At 61.6% G+C, this 18,182-nt stretch carries 12 protein-coding genes and 1 pseudogene; 3 read left to right on the top strand and 10 right to left on the bottom strand.

Going from position 1 to position 18,182, the window contains the following annotated elements; genetic code table 11:
- Positions 1–416: 416 nt before the first annotated feature.
- Positions 417–2,058: pseudogene (locus QMK50_RS27380) on the top strand (methyl-accepting chemotaxis protein).
- A gap of 6 nt (positions 2,059–2,064) precedes the next feature.
- Here QMK50_RS27380 and QMK50_RS15675 read toward each other — a convergent pair.
- Both QMK50_RS15675 and hutC read right to left on the bottom strand, forming a co-directional pair.
- Complete coding sequence (locus QMK50_RS15675) at positions 2,065–2,637, bottom strand: HutD family protein (RefSeq protein ID WP_320333449.1); 573 nt, start codon at positions 2,635–2,637, stop codon at positions 2,065–2,067.
- A gap of 14 nt (positions 2,638–2,651) precedes the next feature.
- A complete protein-coding gene (hutC, locus tag QMK50_RS15670) occupies positions 2,652–3,320 on the bottom strand; it encodes a histidine utilization repressor (protein WP_232534619.1) in 669 nt (222 codons plus the stop codon).
- A 187-nt stretch (positions 3,321–3,507) separates the two neighbouring features.
- Between hutC and QMK50_RS15665 the strand changes: the two genes are divergently transcribed.
- A complete protein-coding gene (locus tag QMK50_RS15665) occupies positions 3,508–4,872 on the top strand; it encodes a formimidoylglutamate deiminase (protein WP_320333448.1) in 1,365 nt (454 codons plus the stop codon).
- Positions 4,873–4,951: 79 nt separating this feature from the next.
- Here QMK50_RS15665 and QMK50_RS15660 read toward each other — a convergent pair whose 3' ends face one another.
- From QMK50_RS15660 to QMK50_RS15630, 7 genes are all read right to left on the bottom strand, one after another.
- Positions 4,952–5,521, bottom strand: a complete 570-nt coding sequence (locus QMK50_RS15660) for a lipocalin family protein (RefSeq protein ID WP_095167329.1) — start codon at positions 5,519–5,521, stop codon at positions 4,952–4,954.
- Positions 5,522–5,552: 31 nt separating this feature from the next.
- Positions 5,553–5,807 (bottom strand): hypothetical protein, encoded by a 255-nt coding sequence (locus QMK50_RS15655; protein ID WP_095167330.1) that lies wholly within the window; start codon positions 5,805–5,807, stop codon positions 5,553–5,555.
- A gap of 370 nt (positions 5,808–6,177) precedes the next feature.
- The gene (locus QMK50_RS15650; RefSeq protein WP_159993228.1) at positions 6,178–6,780 is read right to left on the bottom strand and encodes a DUF924 family protein; all 603 of its coding nucleotides are present in this window, start codon (positions 6,778–6,780) and stop codon (positions 6,178–6,180) included.
- A gap of 3 nt (positions 6,781–6,783) precedes the next feature.
- A complete protein-coding gene (locus tag QMK50_RS15645; protein WP_095167333.1) occupies positions 6,784–7,794 on the bottom strand; it encodes a class 1 fructose-bisphosphatase in 1,011 nt (336 codons plus the stop codon).
- 138 nt (positions 7,795–7,932) lie between these two features.
- Positions 7,933–9,303, bottom strand: a complete 1,371-nt coding sequence (locus QMK50_RS15640) for a DUF3999 domain-containing protein (protein ID WP_413787298.1) — start codon at positions 9,301–9,303, stop codon at positions 7,933–7,935.
- The gene (locus tag QMK50_RS15635; RefSeq protein WP_320333447.1) at positions 9,300–12,863 is read right to left on the bottom strand and encodes a DUF2339 domain-containing protein; all 3,564 of its coding nucleotides are present in this window, start codon (positions 12,861–12,863) and stop codon (positions 9,300–9,302) included. Before QMK50_RS15635 ends, QMK50_RS15640 begins: the two co-directional genes overlap by 4 nt.
- A gap of 107 nt (positions 12,864–12,970) precedes the next feature.
- On the bottom strand, positions 12,971–15,421 hold the full coding sequence (locus QMK50_RS15630; protein ID WP_320333446.1) for a glycogen/starch/alpha-glucan phosphorylase: 2,451 nt from the start codon (positions 15,419–15,421) through the stop codon (positions 12,971–12,973).
- Between the two features lie 216 nt (positions 15,422–15,637).
- Here QMK50_RS15630 and QMK50_RS15625 point away from each other — a divergent pair, with 216 nt between their 5' ends.
- On the top strand, positions 15,638–16,072 hold the full coding sequence (locus QMK50_RS15625; protein WP_095167337.1) for a YkgJ family cysteine cluster protein: 435 nt from the start codon (positions 15,638–15,640) through the stop codon (positions 16,070–16,072).
- 204 nt (positions 16,073–16,276) lie between these two features.
- Here the strand turns inward: QMK50_RS15625 and typA are convergent, their stop codons facing one another.
- Positions 16,277–18,097, bottom strand: coding sequence for a translational GTPase TypA (typA, locus tag QMK50_RS15620; RefSeq protein ID WP_095167339.1), 1,821 nt, complete (start codon positions 18,095–18,097; stop codon positions 16,277–16,279).
- Positions 18,098–18,182 lie beyond the last annotated feature (85 nt).

The following is an 18,182-nucleotide window of genomic DNA, read 5'->3' as shown; positions in this document are numbered from 1 at the left end:
ACCCAGGCGGCGGGCGAGCAAGCCGGCGAACAACGATGCACACCAGCGAATCTGTGGACGATGGTTGAGTCTTCGTGACTCATACGCATACGTCTTTACTTGTACATACAAGCATATGCAATCGAGCGGCCAACTTGCTGGACAAGCATTCAAGAAAAACCCTGCAATGGCTGGAGAGCGCCAGGAACAAGGGCTCTGGCGCGGAAGATTTTTTCCGTGGGAAGATTTTCGAGGACATGTCCGATGTTACTGCTACATGATTTTTTCGCCACGCTGGGGCGTTCGGTAACACGCACGCCCAATTCAGCGCATTCCAGAAACACCCTACAACCTCATTAGATACGTCCGACTCTACCGCCGCTGATCCCCGCCGACTTCATGACCACCCCCTGAAGTCACTCCTGCGAGAACCCGCAATGAAACAGTGGAAAGTCAGAACCCATCTCCTACTGCTTGCCGGCACCCTGCTGACCAGCTTGATGTGCATCGGCGCACTCGGGCTGTACGGGATGCGCTCCACAGTCCAGGGACTGGAGACGGTCTACCTCGACCGGGTCATCCCGCTGCAAGACTTGAAGAAAATTTCCGCGCTGTATTCCGTGCAGATCGTCGACGCCATACACAAGGCCCGGGACGGCATCTACACCGCAGCACAAGCGGCGGAGCAGATCAGCCTGGCGCTGCCGGAGATCGAACAACTCTGGCTCAACTACCAGTCGACGCACTTGATTGCCGACGAAGTGCAACTGATCGACGAAATCACCCCGCTGATGCAGGCAACCGAAGCTCCGCTGCGGCATTTGCAGGCGCTACTGAACAGCAGGGACCTCTCAATCTCAAACCCGAACCTGGAGCGCTTCGCCGCCCGACAGCTCTACCCCTTGATCGACCCGTTGACCTCACTGTTTTCGCAACTGACCGACGTTCAACTGCAAGAGGCCCGAAAACAGTACGAGTTCAGTCACGCCCGCTACGATTTCTATATGAAGCTGGAGGCTATAGTCCTGGCGCTGACGCTGCTGTTCGCCAGCCTCTACGCCGCGATATTTTGCGCCAGACTGCTGCGCTACCTCGGTGCCGAGCCTCACGAACTGGCCGCCATCAGCACGCACATCGCTCAGGGCCAGCTCTTCGATCCGCCAACCATCACCGCAACCACTACGGGGGTCATGCAGTCCGTCGAGGCGATGCGGCGCAGCCTGCGTACCATGATCGGCAAAATTCGCGAGGCCTCGCGGCACATCGAGGCCTCGACGAAAAGCCTCGGCACCTCGTCCGAGCAAGGCCTGAAACAGGCCGCCGAACAAACCAGTGCAGCGTCTTCGATTGCCGCGGCCGCTGAACAGATGTCGGCCAACATCACCCACATCGCCGAGAGTGCCGTACAAGCGCGATACCACGCAAAAAGCCGAACAGATCACCGTCCAGGGCATTGCCACCATGGACCGATCCATCATCGAAATGCAGCAAATCGCGCAGTTGGTGACCCAGACATCGAGCGATCTCGATCAACTGACCCTGCATTCCAATTCCATCGGGAAAATCGTCGACGTGATCCACAGCATCGCCGAACAAACCAACCTGCTCGCACTCAATGCCGCCATCGAGGCCGCCCGGGCCGGGGACCAAGGCCGCGGGTTTGCCGTAGTCGCCGAAGAAGTACGCGAGCTGGCGATCCGCACGACCCGCTCCACCGCCGAGATCGTGAAGCTGGTGAATACGATCCAGAGCGGCATGCGCAAAGCGAACAACAGCATGAGCGCCGGTCGTGAGCGGGTGCTTCAGGGCCAGCAACTGATCGACAGTGCTGGCGCATCGATGAATGATGTAAAAGGCGCGCTGGATCAGTCACTCGACGCGGTCAGGCAGATTTCCCACGCCTTGCAGGAGCAACGTGTAGCCAGTGAAGACGTCGCGCGCAATGTGGAAACCGTCGCCCAGCGTGTTGAGGAAAATGTCTCGGCACAACAGGACGTCGTGACAACCACTCATGCGCTCAAACGGATGTCGAGTGAGCTGGAAGACACCGTTCGAGGCTTCACCCTCGAACGGGAATAACCGGCATTACCGGTGCTGCGTCAACTCGATCACGCAGCAGGGGCCATTGACGGAAATTTCCAGCAAGCCGCGGTTAGCGTCCAGTTGCAGGCAATCATGGCGACCCAGTTGCTGGGGACCTTCACTCAGCCTGACTTCAAGTTGCTCGGTGACACTGAACACCAACACGCTGCCCGCTGAAGTAAAGAAACGCTGCTCACCCTCCAACCACTGCAACCGCGCACTATAACGCTGCGGCGCATAGATCAGGTTGAAGTCGCGGATCGCGCCACCCAGCAGGGTGCACGACACCTGGCTCTCGCCGCTGAAGGCAAAGGGATCCAGCGGTAACAGTGGGCGCGTGTCCTCGCCGTCGACCGTCAAGCGCATGCCCGCGCCTTGCAGCACGGTAATCACCCGCTGATAACCGGCGAAGGTAGAGAAGCCGCCCGACTCGCCGATATCGGCAATCGACAGGCGCCAGCCGAAACCGTCCAGGCCGGTGCCCGCATCGCGGGTGATTTCTTCAGTGCTACCGCCGCCATTCTTCCACGGCATGCGCGGATAGTCGGCCGCGCGCAAGACCTTCAACTGACTCATGGGTGCCTCGTGTCTTATTTATGAAACCGCCCTTCCAGGCGATGACGGGAACCGGGGTGGATCAGGCGAGCGGCAGTCACCGGCTGGCGGCCCGACCAGGTGCGCCGACGAATCAGCAGGCAGGGCTCGCCCTTTTCGATTTGCAGCAACTTGCACTCGCTGGACTCGGCCAGGATCGCCTCGACCACGTGCTCGCCCTCGGTCAGGGGCGCGACCTGGTTCAGGTAGGCGTATGGCGTTTGTTGGGTGAAGTCTTGCTTGAGGTAGTCCGGCGCCACCAGGGCGTTGACGAAGCGATCTTCGATCTGCACCGGAATATCGTTCTCGAAATGCACGATCAGCGAGTGGAAGACCTTCTGCCCTTCGCGCATGTCCAGCGCCAGCGCACGCTCGGAACCGGCAGCCTCTTCTTCCAGGGTGATCACCTTGCAGGTGTGGCGGTGGCCACGGGAGGCGATCTCATCGGCAATGTTGTGCACTTCAAACAGAGCGGACTGGCTCTTGGGTTCGGCGACAAAGGTGCCGACGCCCTGCATGCGCACCAACAAGCCGTCGGCCGTCATCTCGCGCAGGGCGCGGTTGATGGTCATGCGGCTGAAACCCAACTGGCTGACCAGCTCGCTTTCCGACGGCACACGGTAGTGCGGCGGCCAGTTTCCACTGTCGATCTGCTGGGTGATCATCTGTTTGACGCGTGCGTACAAGGGCGCCGGACTGTCGCCCAGGTTGGCACTCAGCGTCGATACTGCGGGCGGAGTCGGCACAGGAAATCCTTGTTGATGGATGAAAGTCACTAGCTTGCCGGAGTTTACCGAGCAGGCAAACGTCTGTATATGTATATACAAATAACACACGATGGGGTGCTGAACCATGTCCGCCTTCTTTGCCGAGCGCGCGCTACTGCCTAACGGATGGGCCAACAATGTACGTCTTGAGGTCGGCGCCGATGGCCTGCTGACCCACATCCAGGCCGATGCAAGCGCACAAGGCGCGGAGCAACTGAGTGGCCCGCTGCTGCCGGGCATGCCCAACCTGCACTCCCATGCGTTCCAGCGGGCGATGGCTGGGCTGGCAGAAGTAGCGGGCAATCCGAACGACAGTTTCTGGACCTGGCGCGACCTGATGTATCGCCTCGTCGGAAAAATCAGCCCTGATCAGTTGGGTGTGATTGCCCGCCAGCTGTACATCGAAATGCTCAAGTGCGGCTACACCTCGGTCGCCGAATTCCACTATGTGCACCACGATCACAATGGCCAGGCGTATGCCGACCCGGCCGAGCTGTCGCTGCAGATCAGCCAGGCCGCCAGCGCCGCCGGTATCGGCCTGACCCTGCTGCCGGTGCTGTACAGCCATTCCGGTTTTGGTGGCCAGGCGCCGAACGACGGCCAGCGCCGCTTTATCAACAGCACGCAAAACTACCTCGACCTGCAGGCTCGCTTGCAGCCGATCCTGGCGCAACAGCCGGCACAGCGCCTGGGTTTGTGTTTCCACTCGTTGCGTGCGGTGACACCACAGCAGATCAGCGACGTGCTGGCCGCCAGCGACCAGCAGTGCCCGGTACATATCCATATCGCCGAACAGCAGAAGGAAGTCGACGACTGCCTGGCCTGGAGCGGTCGCCGACCGCTGCAATGGCTGTATGAAAACACCGAGGTCGATCAGCGCTGGTGCCTGGTGCACGCGACCCACGCCAATCCGGAAGAAGTCAGTTTGATGGCCAGAAGCCGCGCCATCGCCGGCCTGTGCCTGACCACCGAAGCCAACCTGGGCGACGGAATTTTCCCGGCCGTGGACTTCCTCGCCCAGGGCGGGCGCATGGGTATCGGTTCCGACAGCCATGTGTCGTTGAGTGTGGTCGAGGAATTACGCTGGCTGGAATACGGCCAGCGCCTGCGCGATCAACGCCGTAACCGCCTGTATGGCGCCGAGCAACCGATGGTCGGTCGCACCCTGTACGACGCCGCGCTCGATGGCGGCGCGCAGGCGCTGGGCCAACCGATTGGCGCCCTTGAGGTCGGCAAGCGCGCCGATTGGCTGGTGCTCGATGGCAATGATCCTTACCTGGCGACCGCCAGTGGCGACGCCATTCTCAACCGCTGGCTGTTTGCTGGCGGCGACCGTCAGGTCCGCGACGTGCTGGTCAACGGCAAGTGGGTGGTGCGTGACGGCCATCATACTGGCGAAGAAGAGAGCAACCGGGCGTTTACCCAGGTGTTGCGCGACCTGCTGGGCTGACACCCGCTCTTGCAGGAGCAAGGCTTGCCCACGATGGCGGCGACACATTCGCCATCGCCGGCAAGCCTCGTTTCTACGGTTACTTCGAGGTCTTGGCCATCCGCGTATCCGACACACGCCAGATCAGGCGAGTGGTGTCGTAGCCCTGCTGACGCGCCCTGCTCAGCAGTTCTTCACGGGTCTCGGCGTTGACCTCCGGCTTGCGTGACAGCAGCCAGAGGTAGCGGCGATTGGGGTTGCCGACGATCGCGGTCTGATAGTCATCGCTGACGTACAGCACCCAGTAATCGCCCTTGACCACTCCCGGCAACAGGCGGGTAAACCAGTTATCGAAATTCACCCACAGCTTGTCGGTCTTGCCCGGCACCTGCGGCGTCGCCGTGCCCCGGGCTTCTTCCCAGGTCCATTCTGGCGTCAGGCAGCGGTTGAGCACGTCCATGTCGCCGTCAGGCTTGAGGGCGTAATGGGCCTCGGACTGGGCGCAGTTGCGCTGGAAGTACATGGGCATGCGCGCCAACTCGTACCATTTGCCCTGGTAACGCTTGAGGTTGACGTTATTGGCCGTTTTCGGTGCCAGCGAATCATCGCCAGAGGTGGCACAGCCGGCCAAGAACAGACCGGCTAAAAGAACTAATACAAACCGCATCATTATTTTTCTCCCGTGGGCGCTTGGCCCCGGTTTACTTCAGGCCTTGCCCGGAAAACATCAACACTTTGTCACCGGCAAACTGCACGCTGATAAAGCTGTTCTTGTCGCCCCAGGTGCAGCTGGACATCCCCAATGCGCCGGAACAATCGGCCGGTTTGCCCAGCAGGGTTTCGACCTCGGCCTTGGGCATGCCCGCCGAAAGTTTCGAGTAGTTTTCCTGGTTGACCTTGCTGCATGCGGCCAACAGCACGCAAAACGACAGCAAGGCGATAGATCGCAGCGACATGGTGAAACTCCTGGAAAGAGACGCTGGCATGGCTGCCAACCAAAAGCTTAGAAGAGAAATCGCCCATCTGGTTCCCACCGCAGGCGGGTATTTCTTGAACGGTCAGATCGACGCTCAAGGCTCGAATCGGACACCTTTTTGCGGTGTACGACATTTCGTCGTTTTTTGCCAAACCCGTCTCATCTTTGCCGTCGTGGCGCAGTCAGTGCAAAAGATGATCGAAGAGCTTCAGCAATTGGTGGGGAGTTTGCGGATCCAGGGTGCTGTCACCGACCTCATCGCGGGCAAGCCCGCTCCCACAGGGATCTCTGTGGGAGCGGGCGCCCGCTTGCGGCTTGCCCGCGATGGCGGCATCAGCAACAACAAAAAGCTAGAACCGCGACCCCGGCTCACGCAAAAACGCGACCTCTTCGGGCGTACTCTCACGCCCCAGGATCGCATTGCGATGGGGAAAGCGGCCAAACCGCGAGATGATCTTTTGATGCCGTTCGGCGTAATCGAGGTTATCGGCAAACACCTCGCGTTGTGCCTGGGGCTGCTCGGCCAGCAAGTCGGCAAAACGCGAAATCGCCTCGTTCTGCACCGCCAGGTGCTCGCAGTGCTCGAACACCAGGTAGATAAAGACGCGCTGGATCGCTGGCAACTGCCGATCGAAATCCGCGGCTATGCCTTGCGCCACAAGCTGCTGGGCACGCAGGTCACCGGAAAATGCAGCGGGGGTATCGCGATAGATCATGCGCGGCAATTGGTCGAGCAACAACACCAGGGCCAGCCAACCTTCGGGACGTTGCGTCCACTCGGTCAATCCGCCGGCCAGTGCCTGGTCCACCAGGTCCGCAAAACGCTCACGCGCCTCACGGTCCTGGCTGTCACGCTTGCCGAACCACAGACCGCCCTGTTGCGCCGCCACTTCGTTGGGGTTGTCGGCTGTACCGAACCACCATTGGAGCAACGGCAACCAGGGCGCGGTCATGGTTTATTCCTTGTGGTAAGCCGTGGCGCGTTCGACTTCTTCTTTCGAGCCGAGGAACACCGCTACGCGCTGGTGCAGGCCATCGGGCTGGATGTCGAGGATGCGCTGGTGACCGTCGGTGGACGCACCGCCAGCCTGTTCCACCAGGAACGACATCGGGTTGGCTTCGTACATCAGGCGCAGCTTGCCCGGCTTGGACGGCTCGCGGCTGTCGCGCGGGTACATGAACAGACCGCCACGGGTCAGGATGCGGTGCACGTCCGCGACCATCGCGGCAACCCAACGCATGTTGTAGTTCTTTTTCAGCGGGCCTTCTTCGCCAGCCAGCAACTCTTCAACGTAGCGTTGTACCGGAGCTTCCCAGTGACGCTGGTTAGACATATTGATGGCGAATTCCTGAGTGGCCGCAGGAATGGTGATGTCTTCGTGGGTCAGGACGAAGCTGCCCATTTCACGGTCTAGGGTGAAGCCTTTGACGCCGTCGCCCAGGGTCAGCACCAGCATGGTCTGTGGACCATAGATGGCATAACCGGCAGCTACCTGCTGGGTGCCTGGCTGCAGGAAGGCTTTTTCATTCAGGGGTTCGTTCTGGGTCAGGTACTCGTTCGGGCAACGCAGTACCGAGAAGATCGTGCCGACCGGGGCGTTGATGTCGATGTTCGACGAACCGTCCAGTGGGTCGAATACCAGCAGGTATGCGCCTTTCGGGTACTTGCCCGGGATCTGGTAGGCATTGTCCATTTCTTCGGACGCCATGCCGGCCAGGTGACCGCCCCATTCGTTGGCTTCGAGCAGGATCTCGTTGGAGATCACGTCGAGCTTCTTCTGCACTTCGCCTTGCACGTTTTCAGTGCCCATGCTGCCCAGAACACCGCCCAGGGCGCCTTTGGAGACGGCGTGGCTGATTTCCTTGCAAGCTCGCGCCACTACTTCGATCAGGAAACGCAGATCGGCAGGAGTGTTGTTGCTACGGGTCTGCTCAATCAAATAGCGACTCAGGGTAACGCGGGACATGTAAGGCTCCGGAGAAGTGGGGGCTAAAAACCCGCGCAGTTTAACGCGAGTCGTTACGCAATTGCTCTTATCAGACGAGATTCGCCTGACAGAGTTCATGCGCCGGGTTGAGCGTAGTAGCAAAAACGTAGATTGGGATCAGGGTTTGACCGCCGGCTTGCGTAACAAACTGAAGGCCATGGCCGCCAGGAACAGCACGCTGAGCAACAGTACAGCCCACAGGCCCAGCTTCTTCCAGTCGGTCCCTTGGGCCAGAGGCGGCACTACGACCGGCGGAGTCACCAGCGTGCCCTCCTCGATCCGGGCCTGGCCGAGACTCTCCAGGCGCTTGGGGCTGATGTCCGGGATCAGGGTAGCCAACGGCAGGCTCGCGGTTTTTTCACTGCTGCTGCCCAGTGCCAGGCGGTAAGGCCCGGCGCCCCGGGCGAGGAATACCAACTGGGTCGCGCGCACCGCATAACGCACGCTGGGCGCTTCGGCACCCAAACCGCCACCGCGATCATCGACGGTCAATTTCAACTGCTGCACCACCTGCCCTGGCAGCTGCAACTGGTCCTGCACCACGTCCTGGCCGTTCTGGGTCAGGCGGTAGAGCAAACCGCTGCTCACGGTCTGCCAAGGCAGGCTGGCGTCGCGACGCCCGGCCAGCGACACCGGCGCCAGGCTGTTGGCTTCGGTCAATTGCACCTGGAGGCGTTCGACACGCAGGCCCATCGGCAACTGCCAGGTGTATTCACCGGCCGGGGTACGGCTGCCGGCCACCGGCTCGGACCACACCAGGGGCTGCGCCGGGCTGCTGGTGGTCAGGCTCTGCAACAGCGCCGAGGTCAGTACCGGGGCCGCCTGCGGGGTTTGCCACAGCAAACGCAGGTAACGCGCCCGTTGGCCAGGCAGCGCGACTTCATGCTGCTCGACCCGTTCGTCGGCAAACGACAGGCGCGCCACTTGCCCTTCGCCCCAGGCCTGCCAGTTCTGTAAATCGTCACTGGCTTCGATACTGAATCGCTGGAAACCGTCCTGCTCGCTGGACCAGTCGAGGATCAATTGCTGCAACGGCGCCTTGATTGCACTGGCGTCCAGCAGCCAGCCACGGCGCACTTCCTCACCGGCCTCCAGCTGGCTGGACGGTTGCACCTGCACCAGGGTGCCGGCGGCATTGGACAACACACGCACGTTCGGCACCGCCGAGCTCGCATCGGCCGAGTCGTACAACGGGAACCACTTGACCTCATGCAGTTGCAGGCTCTCACCACTGGGCGCTTGCTCGCGCGTCAGCGAATAGGCCTGCACTTCACCGGCGGCATTGAACACTCGCACATCCGCCAGATCGCTCTGATGGGCGTGCAGTTGCACGGCCAGGGGCAAATCGAGGCGGTACCAGGGGCCTTCGCCGCTGAGGGTCAGCGGCACGTGAGTGGCGAAATTCGCTGCGGTTTGCGCGGCCTGCGCCGACAGCACCATGCAGCATCCAAGCACAGCCAGCCAGCGCGGGCTCAACATCATGTTCAAGACGACACTCCTTCAGATTCATTGGCCGCTTCATGCGGCTCAGGCGCAGCTTCGATTCGTTTGGGCGGCAGCGGCGCAAAGTAGCCGACCACCAGCAGCAATACGCCAACGCCAATGAACGACACGATGCGTGCCAGCCCACCGCGGTTGCTCAACTCGACAAACACCAGTTTGGCCACCACCAGCGCGATCAGCGCCGCGCCCACCAGCCAGACTTCCCGACGTTTGCGCAGGTGCCCGCCGATCATCAGGCCGAGGGCGATCAGGGTCCAGACCAGCGACAGGCTGGCCTGCACCAGCATCGACCCGAGCAATGCATCCAGCTCATATGGCACGCCACCCCAATGGTGGGCGCTGCGCATCACCACGGCGGTGAAGAACGCGAACAGCGACACCCCAACCACAACTTCGCTGGCGAGCCCGGCGTGCTCGAAGCGGATGGCCAATTGGCCCTGGGCACTGCGCGACCACGCATAGACGCCGAACAAGGCGAACAGCAGACCGATATCCAGTGGGTTCAGTAGCGGCACGTAGGGCAACGGCTCGGCGTTGCCGGAGCTGACCGTGTTGGCCAACCAGAACCAGCCCAGCATTAGCACCGCCAAGGGCAGCGCGGCATACAGCCGGTACTCGCGGGCATAGGCCGACACCGGCCACGGCCAGGCACGTGGCGCGGCCATCAACACCAGGTACAGGCTCGGCAGAATCGCCCAGCCCAACCAACGCCAGGCATTGTACTGCTCGGACAGCACCAGCAGGCCGTAGCGTAACTCCAGCGCCAACACCCCGATCAACAGCCAGCAACCCAGCACATGAGCCACGCTCGCCACCGGTTGCACGAGCATCGGCGCCAGACGCCGCAACGAAACGAAATGCACGGCGAACACCGCCGCCCACGCCAGCCAGCCGAAATCCGCCGCCGGGTGATAACGCCCATGGGACGCCGCCCACAACAACAGACTGGCCGCCGGGATCAACAGCGTGCACAGGATGCCCAGGGCCGACCAGTTCAGGCGCAAGGCCAGCCAAGTCCACAGCGCCACACTCAACGCTGCGCAGCCCAGCAACAGCGCGCCAGACAACTGCACCGGCGCAAAACGCAACACCTCGGTCAGCAGGGCCAATGCCCACCAGGCCGCGCCCCACGCCAACAGCAACTCGGACAAGCGCCGCAGGCTCAAGGCATCAAACGCACTGGCATGGTTGCCCACCTGCAAGCGCCAGGCCCCGACCATCGCCGCCAGCCCCAGCACCATGGGCGTCCAGAACCCGGCATGGGCCAGCGGCCGCAAGCCTTGGTGATCCAGAGGCCCGAGCAAGTCCGGGCCGGCGATCAGGAACGCCGCGCCGCCGATCACCTGCAGCACCAGGCCAAAGACAAAACTCAGGCGCTGCTGCAAGTACAGGCTCAACCAGATGATCAACACCCCACTGGTGGCCCACACCGCGCTCGCGGTTTGCCAGGGCAGGACAAACAACACCGCCAGATTGATCAGCGCCAGGCCCGCCAACAACACCAGTGACAAGCCGCGCAGCAAGCGCAGATCGCTGCGCACCATGCTGTCGCGGGCGGCAAACAGCATCCCGCCGATCAATGCCAGGCCAATCAACGATGCGGCCAGCAGACCGCTCCAGCCGGTGTTGAACACCGCCGTCGAATCGCCGCTGGCACCCTGCAGCCGTAGCAGGAACAGCACGCCACCGAGCAGTTGCACGGCAAACGCGGTGAACAGGAAAGTGCGCGATTGCAGGCGCAGTCCGACGAACAAGGTCGCCAATCCCGCCAGGGCCCAACTGATGGCCGTGCCCTGGGTGAAGAAGAACAGCGGTGCCAACAGATAAAGGAACGTCAGGCCGGCGCAGGCCAATATCGGCAGGCCTTGGCGCTCCCAGGCATGGCTGTGCCCAGGTGCCGCAGCGCGTAGCTGATTGAAGGTGAACAACAACGCCAGGCCGAGCATCAAGGCGCCCAGCGGTGCCCCCTCGATCAGGCTGCTGACGCCGACATCCAGCTCGCTGAGAAATGCCAGCGCCGAGCCCAACTGCAGCAGCAAGGCAAAGGCCCGTGCCAGCGGCCGCTGCTGGCGCAAGCCGAGCCAATAGATACCCGCGCCTTCGACGGCCCAAGCGGCGGCCGTCCAACGTGCATCCAGACCCAGGGGAATGGCCAGGCTGGCAAAGATCACCCCCAGCGCCAGGCACGTCTCACCCAGCAACAGCGCGCGCCCGCCACTGAGTACGCGGGCCAGGCCCATGTAGATAAAACCCAGCAGCAGCGCACTGAAGGCCGCTGCGAACTCCAGGTGATGCACCAGCGCGAACTGCAAGCCAAAGCCCACCAGCGGCGGGCCGAACAGCAGCGTGCCGTCGACGTAGTCGCCCTTGCGCGCCGACCAGTGCAGCAGTGCTTCGCGGTCGCCGTCCAGCGGGGCGTCGCTGATCTCCAGCAACTTGCGCCGGGCGAACAGCAGGCCGATGGCCACGTACATCAGGAAGAACAGCATCAGGAACGGCTCGGTGCTCCACAGCAGTTCCGGAGTATAGGAGCGCAAGCCCCAGGCCAGGCCGATGCCGAAGGTGCCGACGAAGCCAATCAGGTTCAGCAGGCGCCAGGCCTTGAACCAGGCGATGCCGAGGATGCCGGCGTTGAGCAGGGCGAAGTAACTGAACAGCGCGACATGGTTGCCGGCACCGGTGGAGGTCAGGATGGGTGCGGCGAATCCGCCCAATGCCGCGGCGCAGGCCAGGGCCAGGGAGTCCTGGGTGATCGCCAGGATCGCCGAAAACACCGTCACCGCCACCAGCAGGCCGAGGGCCGCCGTCGGATCGAGCAAAGGATGCAAGCGCATGGCGGCGAACACGGTGAGGTACAACACGGCAATCCCGGTGCCCTGGAAGATCAACGCGTACTGGGTGTTGCGCAGCCGCAGCCACCACCCCAGCCCCAGCAAGGCCAGGGCCGCCGCCGCAACGCCGGCATAGCGCAACTCGATCGGCACCACCATGCCCTCGGTGGCGTAGCGCAGCAGAAACGCCAGGCCGAAGAACAGCAGCACCACACCCACTCGCAGCACCGTGTTGCCGCCAAACAGCCAGTCACGCGCACCGGCGATGGCGCGGTCGAACAAGTTGGGCGCGCGAGGCGCCGGGGGCTGAGGCGCGGCGGATGGCTCAGGCTGGGGCGTCCACAGGTCGACCGGTGCAGGCTCGACACTGGCTTGGGCCATGCTGATTTCAGGCGGTAGCTCCCAGACCAGCTCGGACGCGGCAGGCGTTGGCTCGAGTTGAGGCGCTGGCGCCGGGACAGCCTCGGCATGGGAGAGCGGCTCGGCAGCAACGCCCCCGCCCTCCAGCGAGGCCAGGCGCTGCTCGACCGCACCCAAGGCCACCTGGGCCAGCTTCAATTCACGCCCCTGCTGCAAAGCTTGCGCATTCAAGCGTTGCAGCACAAACGCCTGGCCAGCACCCAGCCCGATCAGCGCACCGATCAAGGCGTCGCTGAACGACTCATCGAGCAGCCAGCCGAGCACCAGCCCAATCAGCATGAACATCCATTGCATGGTCGATATCCCTTCGCGTAGGAGCTGCCGCAGGCTGCGATTGGCCCGCTACACCAGTATATCGATCCCTCCCACCCGAACTACGAGACTTTTCTTAAAGGCCTCCCCTACTCCAGCGCCTTCCAGATATCCGTGGCGTACTCACGAATGGTCCGATCCGAGGAAAACCAGCCCATCCGCGAACTGTTGAGCACCGCTGAACGCCACCACTCCTTGGAGTCGTGCCAAAGGGTCTCGACGCGCATCTGCGCGGCCCAGTAGGAGTCGAAGTCGGCACAGACCAGGAAGCGGTCGTACTCGATCAAGGAGTCGATCAGGCCGGTGTAGCGCGCCGGATCATCCGGCGAGAACACCCCGCTGCGAATTGCCTGCAACACGTCGTTGAGCCGGTGCGAAGCGGCAATGTCCGGGGCGGCGTGGAACTCGTGGTTCTGCTTGCGCGCCTCGACCTGCTGGGCACTCAGGCCAAAGATGAACATGTGCTCGGCACCGATGCGCTCGCACATTTCCACGTTGGCCCCGTCCAGGGTGCCGATGGTCAGGGCGCCATTGAGGCCGAACTTCATGTTGCTGGTGCCGGATGCCTCGAAGCCGGCGGTGGAGATCTGCTCCGACAGGTCGGCCGCCGGAATGATGCTTTCGGCCAGGCTGACGTTGTAGTTGGGCAGGAACACCACTTTCAGCAGGCCGCGCACGGTCGGGTCGTTGTTCACTGTGCGGGCGATGTCGTTGGTCAACTTGATGATCAGCTTGGCCTGGTGATAACTGGCCGCCGCCTTGCCGGCGAAGATCTTCACCCGCGGCACCCAGTCGGTCTCAGGCTCGGCGCGAATCGCCTGGTACAGCGCCACCGTGTGCAACAGGTTGAGCAACTGGCGCTTGTACTCGTGGATCCGCTTGACCTGCACGTCGAACAGCGCCGCCGGGTTGACCGCAATCCCCAGGCGCTCGTGAATCAAATAGGCCAGGGCTTTCTTGCTGTGCAGCCGCTGCTCGGCGAACTGCTTGCGGAACGCCGCTTTCTCGGCAAACGGCTCCAGGCCCAGCAACAGTTGCTCGGGGTTATCCAGCAGCTCCGGCCCCAGGGCATCGACCATCATCGAGGTCAGTTCCGGGTTGGCCTGGTACAGCCAGCGGCGGAAGGTGATGCCGTTGGTCTTGTTGTTGATCCGCTCGGGGTAGAGCTTGTGCAGCTCGGAAAATACCGTGCTGCGCATCAGTTGCGTGTGCAGGCCGGACACGCCGTTGACGCTATGGGAGCCGAGGAACGCCAGGTTGCCCATGCGCACCCGGCGGCCGTTGTCTTCCTCGATCAGCGACACCGCGCGCAGCACGTCGAAGTCGTGGATGCCCTTGGCCCGCAATGAGTCGATGTGCTGGGCGTTGATCAGGTAGATGATCTGCATGTGCCGCGGCAGCATCCGCTCCATCAGCCCTACCGGCCAGGTTTCCAGCGCTTCGGGCAACAGCGTGTGGTTGGTGTAGGACAGGGTATCGACCGTGACCTGCCAGGCCGCATCCCACTCCACGTCGTAGATGTCGACCAGTTGGCGCATCAGCTCGGCCACGGCAATCGAGGGGTGCGTATCGTTGAGCTGGATCGCCGCATGATCGCCCAGGGTCAGCACCGAGCTGTGCATGTTGCGATGGCGCCGGAGCAGGTCCTGCAGGGACGCGGCGACAAAGAAGTACTCCTGGCGCAGGCGCAGTTCCTGCCCCGCTTCGGTGCTGTCGGCCGGGTAAAGCACCCGGGAGATGCTTTCGGCCCGGGCCACTTCGGCCACCGCGCCCAAGTGATCACCGGCGTTGAAGCGCTCCAGGTGCAGGTCCTCCATGGCCCGTGCCCGCCACAGGCGCAAGGTGTTGACGCTGGCCCCGCGCCAACCGACCACGGGCGTGTCGTACGCCACCGCGCGCACCGTTTCCGAAGGCGTCCAGACTTGCTTGCTCTTGCCGCCGGCATCGATGACGGTCTCGACGCTGCCGCCAAACCCGATCGGGTAGATCACCTCCGGCCGCTCGAACTCCCAGGGGTTGCCGAAATCCAGCCAGTGCTCGGTCTGCTCCTGCTGCCAGCCATCGACAATCGCCTGGCGGAACAGGCCGTGCTCATAACGAATGCCGTAGCCATGCCCGGCGATGCCCAGGGTCGACATGCTTTCCATGAAACACGCGGCCAGGCGGCCGAGACCACCGTTGCCCAAAGCGGCGTCCGGCTCCAGCAGGCGGATCCGCTCCAGGTCGACCCCCAGCTCGGTCAAGGCCTCGCGGGCTACGTCGAGCAGGCCCAGGTTACTCAGGCTGTCGTAGAGCAGGCGGCCGATGAGGAATTCCAGCGACAGGTAGTACACCCGCTTCTGGCCTTTGCGGTAAATCTGCCGCGTATGGTCCATCCAGTGCTCGACCATGTGATCGCGCGCTGCCAGCGCAATGGCCTCGAACCAGTCGTGGTCGAAGGCGTGATCCGGATCCTTGCCGACGGCATAGGTGAGTTTGGTCAGGACGGCTTCGCGAAATGCGGCCACCTCAGCTTCGCGAACAAGTGGTTCTTGAGTCATCGATAGGGCCTCGGGCGAGCATGGAATTGACTGAGCCTAGACGGTCTGACAAACGGTGCAGTCGCTGGTTCGGGTGTTTTGCACAATCACCTGAATTGAGTGGTTCAGGAACAAAAGGATGCAGGGGGCGTGCCGGATCCTTGAAAAAGTTGTTCAAAAAACCACCAATCCCGTATCATCCCGCGCCCGGATACAACGCTCCCCCTTGGAACCCTGATGAAGCCTCAACTGATCGCCGCCGCGGAACTCGACCGTCTCGAGACCTGGCAGAAATACTCCAGCCATATGTGCGGCGGCTGCGTGTCCAGCTGCTGCACGCTGCCAGTGGAGGTCAAGATCAAGGATCTGATCCGCATCGGCATCGTCGATGAATTCGAACGCGGCGACCCGCCGAAGAACATCGCCAAGCGCCTGCAAAAGGAAGGGATCGTCGAGCGTTACAACCAGAAATCGGAAATCTTCACGCTCCAGCGCATGAGCAACAACGATTGCCTGTATCTGGATCGTAAGAGCCGTTTCTGCACTATTTATGACAAGCGCCCGGATACCTGCCGCAATCACCCCAAGATCGGCCCACGACCAGGCTACTGCGCCTACAAGCCCAAGGAAGTGGTGCGCGATACCCAACGGCGGACGCTGGACAAGTTCTGATCTGGATTTTGTATGGCTCCAAAGGCCCTCATCGCGGGCAAGCCCGGCTCCCACACGGACCGAGTTGCCTGGCTGAACGCGGTAAATTGTGGGAGCTGGCTTGCCAGCGATAAGGCCCACACAGTCATCACATAATCCCAGACAAATAAAAACGCCCCCGACCTTGCGGTCGGGGGCGTTTTTTTTGCCCGCTAACTAAGTGACTTAGTTATTGGACTTCTTGGCAGCGCGGGTACGCTCGCTTTCGCCCAGGATCTTCTTACGAAGACGGATGGACTTAGGAGTGACTTCACACAGCTCGTCTTCTTGTACGAATTCCAGAGCTTGCTCCAGAGTGAAACGTACAGGCGGAACCAGAGCGATGGTTTCGTCTTTACCCGAAGCACGCATGTTGTCGAGCTTCTTGCCTTTAGTCGGGTTAACACCCAGGTCGTTGTCGCGGCTGTTCAAGCCAACGATTTGACCTTCATAGATGTCCTGGCCGTGTTCGATGAACAGCTTGCCACGCGACTGCAGGGTTTCCAGCGAGTAGGTCAGCGCCTTACCGGTAGCAACCGATACCAGCACGCCGTTCTGACGGCCGGACATGTCGCCGGACTTCATCACGTCGTAACGGTCGAAGATCGAGGTCAGGATGCCTGCACCGGAGGTCAGGGTCAGGAACTCGTTACGGAAACCGATCAGGCCACGGGCCGGGATGTTGTACTCAAGGCGCACACGGCCCTTGCCATCCGGAACCATGTTGGTCAGGTCGCCCTTACGGATACCGATCTGTTCCATGATCGAACCTTGCGATTCTTCCGGCAGGTCGATGGTCACGTTTTCGTACGGTTCGTGCTTGACGCCGTCAACCATGCGGATGATCACTTCCGGACGACCAACACCCATTTCGAAGCCTTCGCGACGCATGGTTTCGATCAGTACCGAGAGGTGCAGCTCACCACGGCCGGATACTTTGAACTTGTCAGCCGAGTCGCCTTCTTCAACGCGCAGAGCAACGTTGTACAGCAGCTCTTTGTCCAGACGTTCCTTGATGTTACGGCTGGTCACGAACTTGCCTTCTTTACCGCAGAAAGGCGAGTCGTTTACCTGGAAGGTCATGGAAACGGTTGGTTCGTCAACGGTCAGCGGAGTCATTGCTTCGACGTTCAGTGGGTCGCACAGAGTGTCGGAGATGAACAGCTGGTCGAAGCCGCTGATGCAGACGATGTCGCCGGCAGCTGCTTCTTCAACGTCGATGCGGTGCAGGCCGTGGTGACCCATCAGCTTGAGGATACGACCGTTACGCTTCTTGCCGTCGGCATCGATAGCCACGACCGGAGTGTTCGGCTTGACGCGACCACGAGCGATACGGCCAACGCCGATAACACCCAGGAAGCTGTTGTAGTCCAGAGCGGAGATCTGCATCTGGAACGGACCGTCACGGTCGACTTTCGGCGCTGGTACGTTGTCGACGATCGACTGGTACAGCGGGGTCATGTCTTCAGCCATGTCGGTGTGGTCCAGACCTGCAATGCCGTTCAGGGCAGAGGCGTAAACCACTTTGAAGTCCAGCTGTTCTTCGGTAGCACCCAGGTTGTCGAACAGGTCGAAGATCTGGTCCAGAACCCAGTCCGGACGTGCGCCTGGACGGTCAACCTTGTTGATTACCACGATTGGACGCAGGCCGGCTTCGAAAGCCTTCTTGGTCACGAAACGGGTTTGCGGCATAGGGCCGTCTTGAGCGTCAACCAGCAGCAGAACGGAGTCAACCATCGACATTACACGTTCAACTTCGCCGCCGAAGTCGGCGTGGCCCGGGGTGTCCACGATGTTGATGTGGTAGCCGTTCCAGTTGATGGCGGTGTTTTTCGCCAGAATGGTAATACCGCGCTCTTTCTCCTGGTCGTTGGAGTCCATCACGCGCTCGTCGTTGAGCTCGTTGCGCTCCAGGGTGCCGGATTGACGCAAGAGTTTGTCTACCAGGGTGGTCTTACCATGGTCAACGTGAGCAATGATGGCGATGTTGCGTAGATTTTCGATCACTTGTGTATCTCGATCAGAGGATTCGGTGTGCTGACAGGTCGTGGCAGCGATTTACAGTAGAGTCAGGCCTTGCCGTTACAGCTTG

This window comes from Pseudomonas sp. P5_152 (assembly GCF_033989915.1).
Taxonomy (GTDB): domain Bacteria; phylum Pseudomonadota; class Gammaproteobacteria; order Pseudomonadales; family Pseudomonadaceae; genus Aquipseudomonas.
This window is presented reverse-complemented; position numbering and strand designations above follow the sequence as displayed.

Excerpts from the sequence above, each read along its gene's own strand:
- QMK50_RS15635 (WP_320333447.1), bottom strand. The coding sequence starts at position 12,863 with ATGCAATGGATGTTCATGCTGATTGGGCTGGTGCTCGGCTGGCTGCTC.
- QMK50_RS15660 (WP_095167329.1), bottom strand. The coding sequence starts at position 5,521 with ATGATGCGGTTTGTATTAGTTCTTTTAGCCGGTCTGTTCTTGGCCGGC.
- QMK50_RS15645 (WP_095167333.1), bottom strand. The coding sequence starts at position 7,794 with ATGTCCCGCGTTACCCTGAGTCGCTATTTGATTGAGCAGACCCGTAGC.
- QMK50_RS15625 (WP_095167337.1), top strand. The coding sequence starts at position 15,638 with ATGAAGCCTCAACTGATCGCCGCCGCGGAACTCGACCGTCTCGAGACC.
- QMK50_RS15655 (WP_095167330.1), bottom strand. The coding sequence starts at position 5,807 with ATGTCGCTGCGATCTATCGCCTTGCTGTCGTTTTGCGTGCTGTTGGCC.
- QMK50_RS15675 (WP_320333449.1), bottom strand. The coding sequence starts at position 2,637 with ATGAGTCAGTTGAAGGTCTTGCGCGCGGCCGACTATCCGCGCATGCCG.
- QMK50_RS15630 (WP_320333446.1), bottom strand. The coding sequence starts at position 15,421 with ATGACTCAAGAACCACTTGTTCGCGAAGCTGAGGTGGCCGCATTTCGC.
- QMK50_RS15665 (WP_320333448.1), top strand. The coding sequence starts at position 3,508 with ATGTCCGCCTTCTTTGCCGAGCGCGCGCTACTGCCTAACGGATGGGCC.
- QMK50_RS15650 (WP_159993228.1), bottom strand. The coding sequence starts at position 6,780 with ATGACCGCGCCCTGGTTGCCGTTGCTCCAATGGTGGTTCGGTACAGCC.
- hutC (WP_232534619.1), bottom strand. The coding sequence starts at position 3,320 with ATGATCACCCAGCAGATCGACAGTGGAAACTGGCCGCCGCACTACCGT.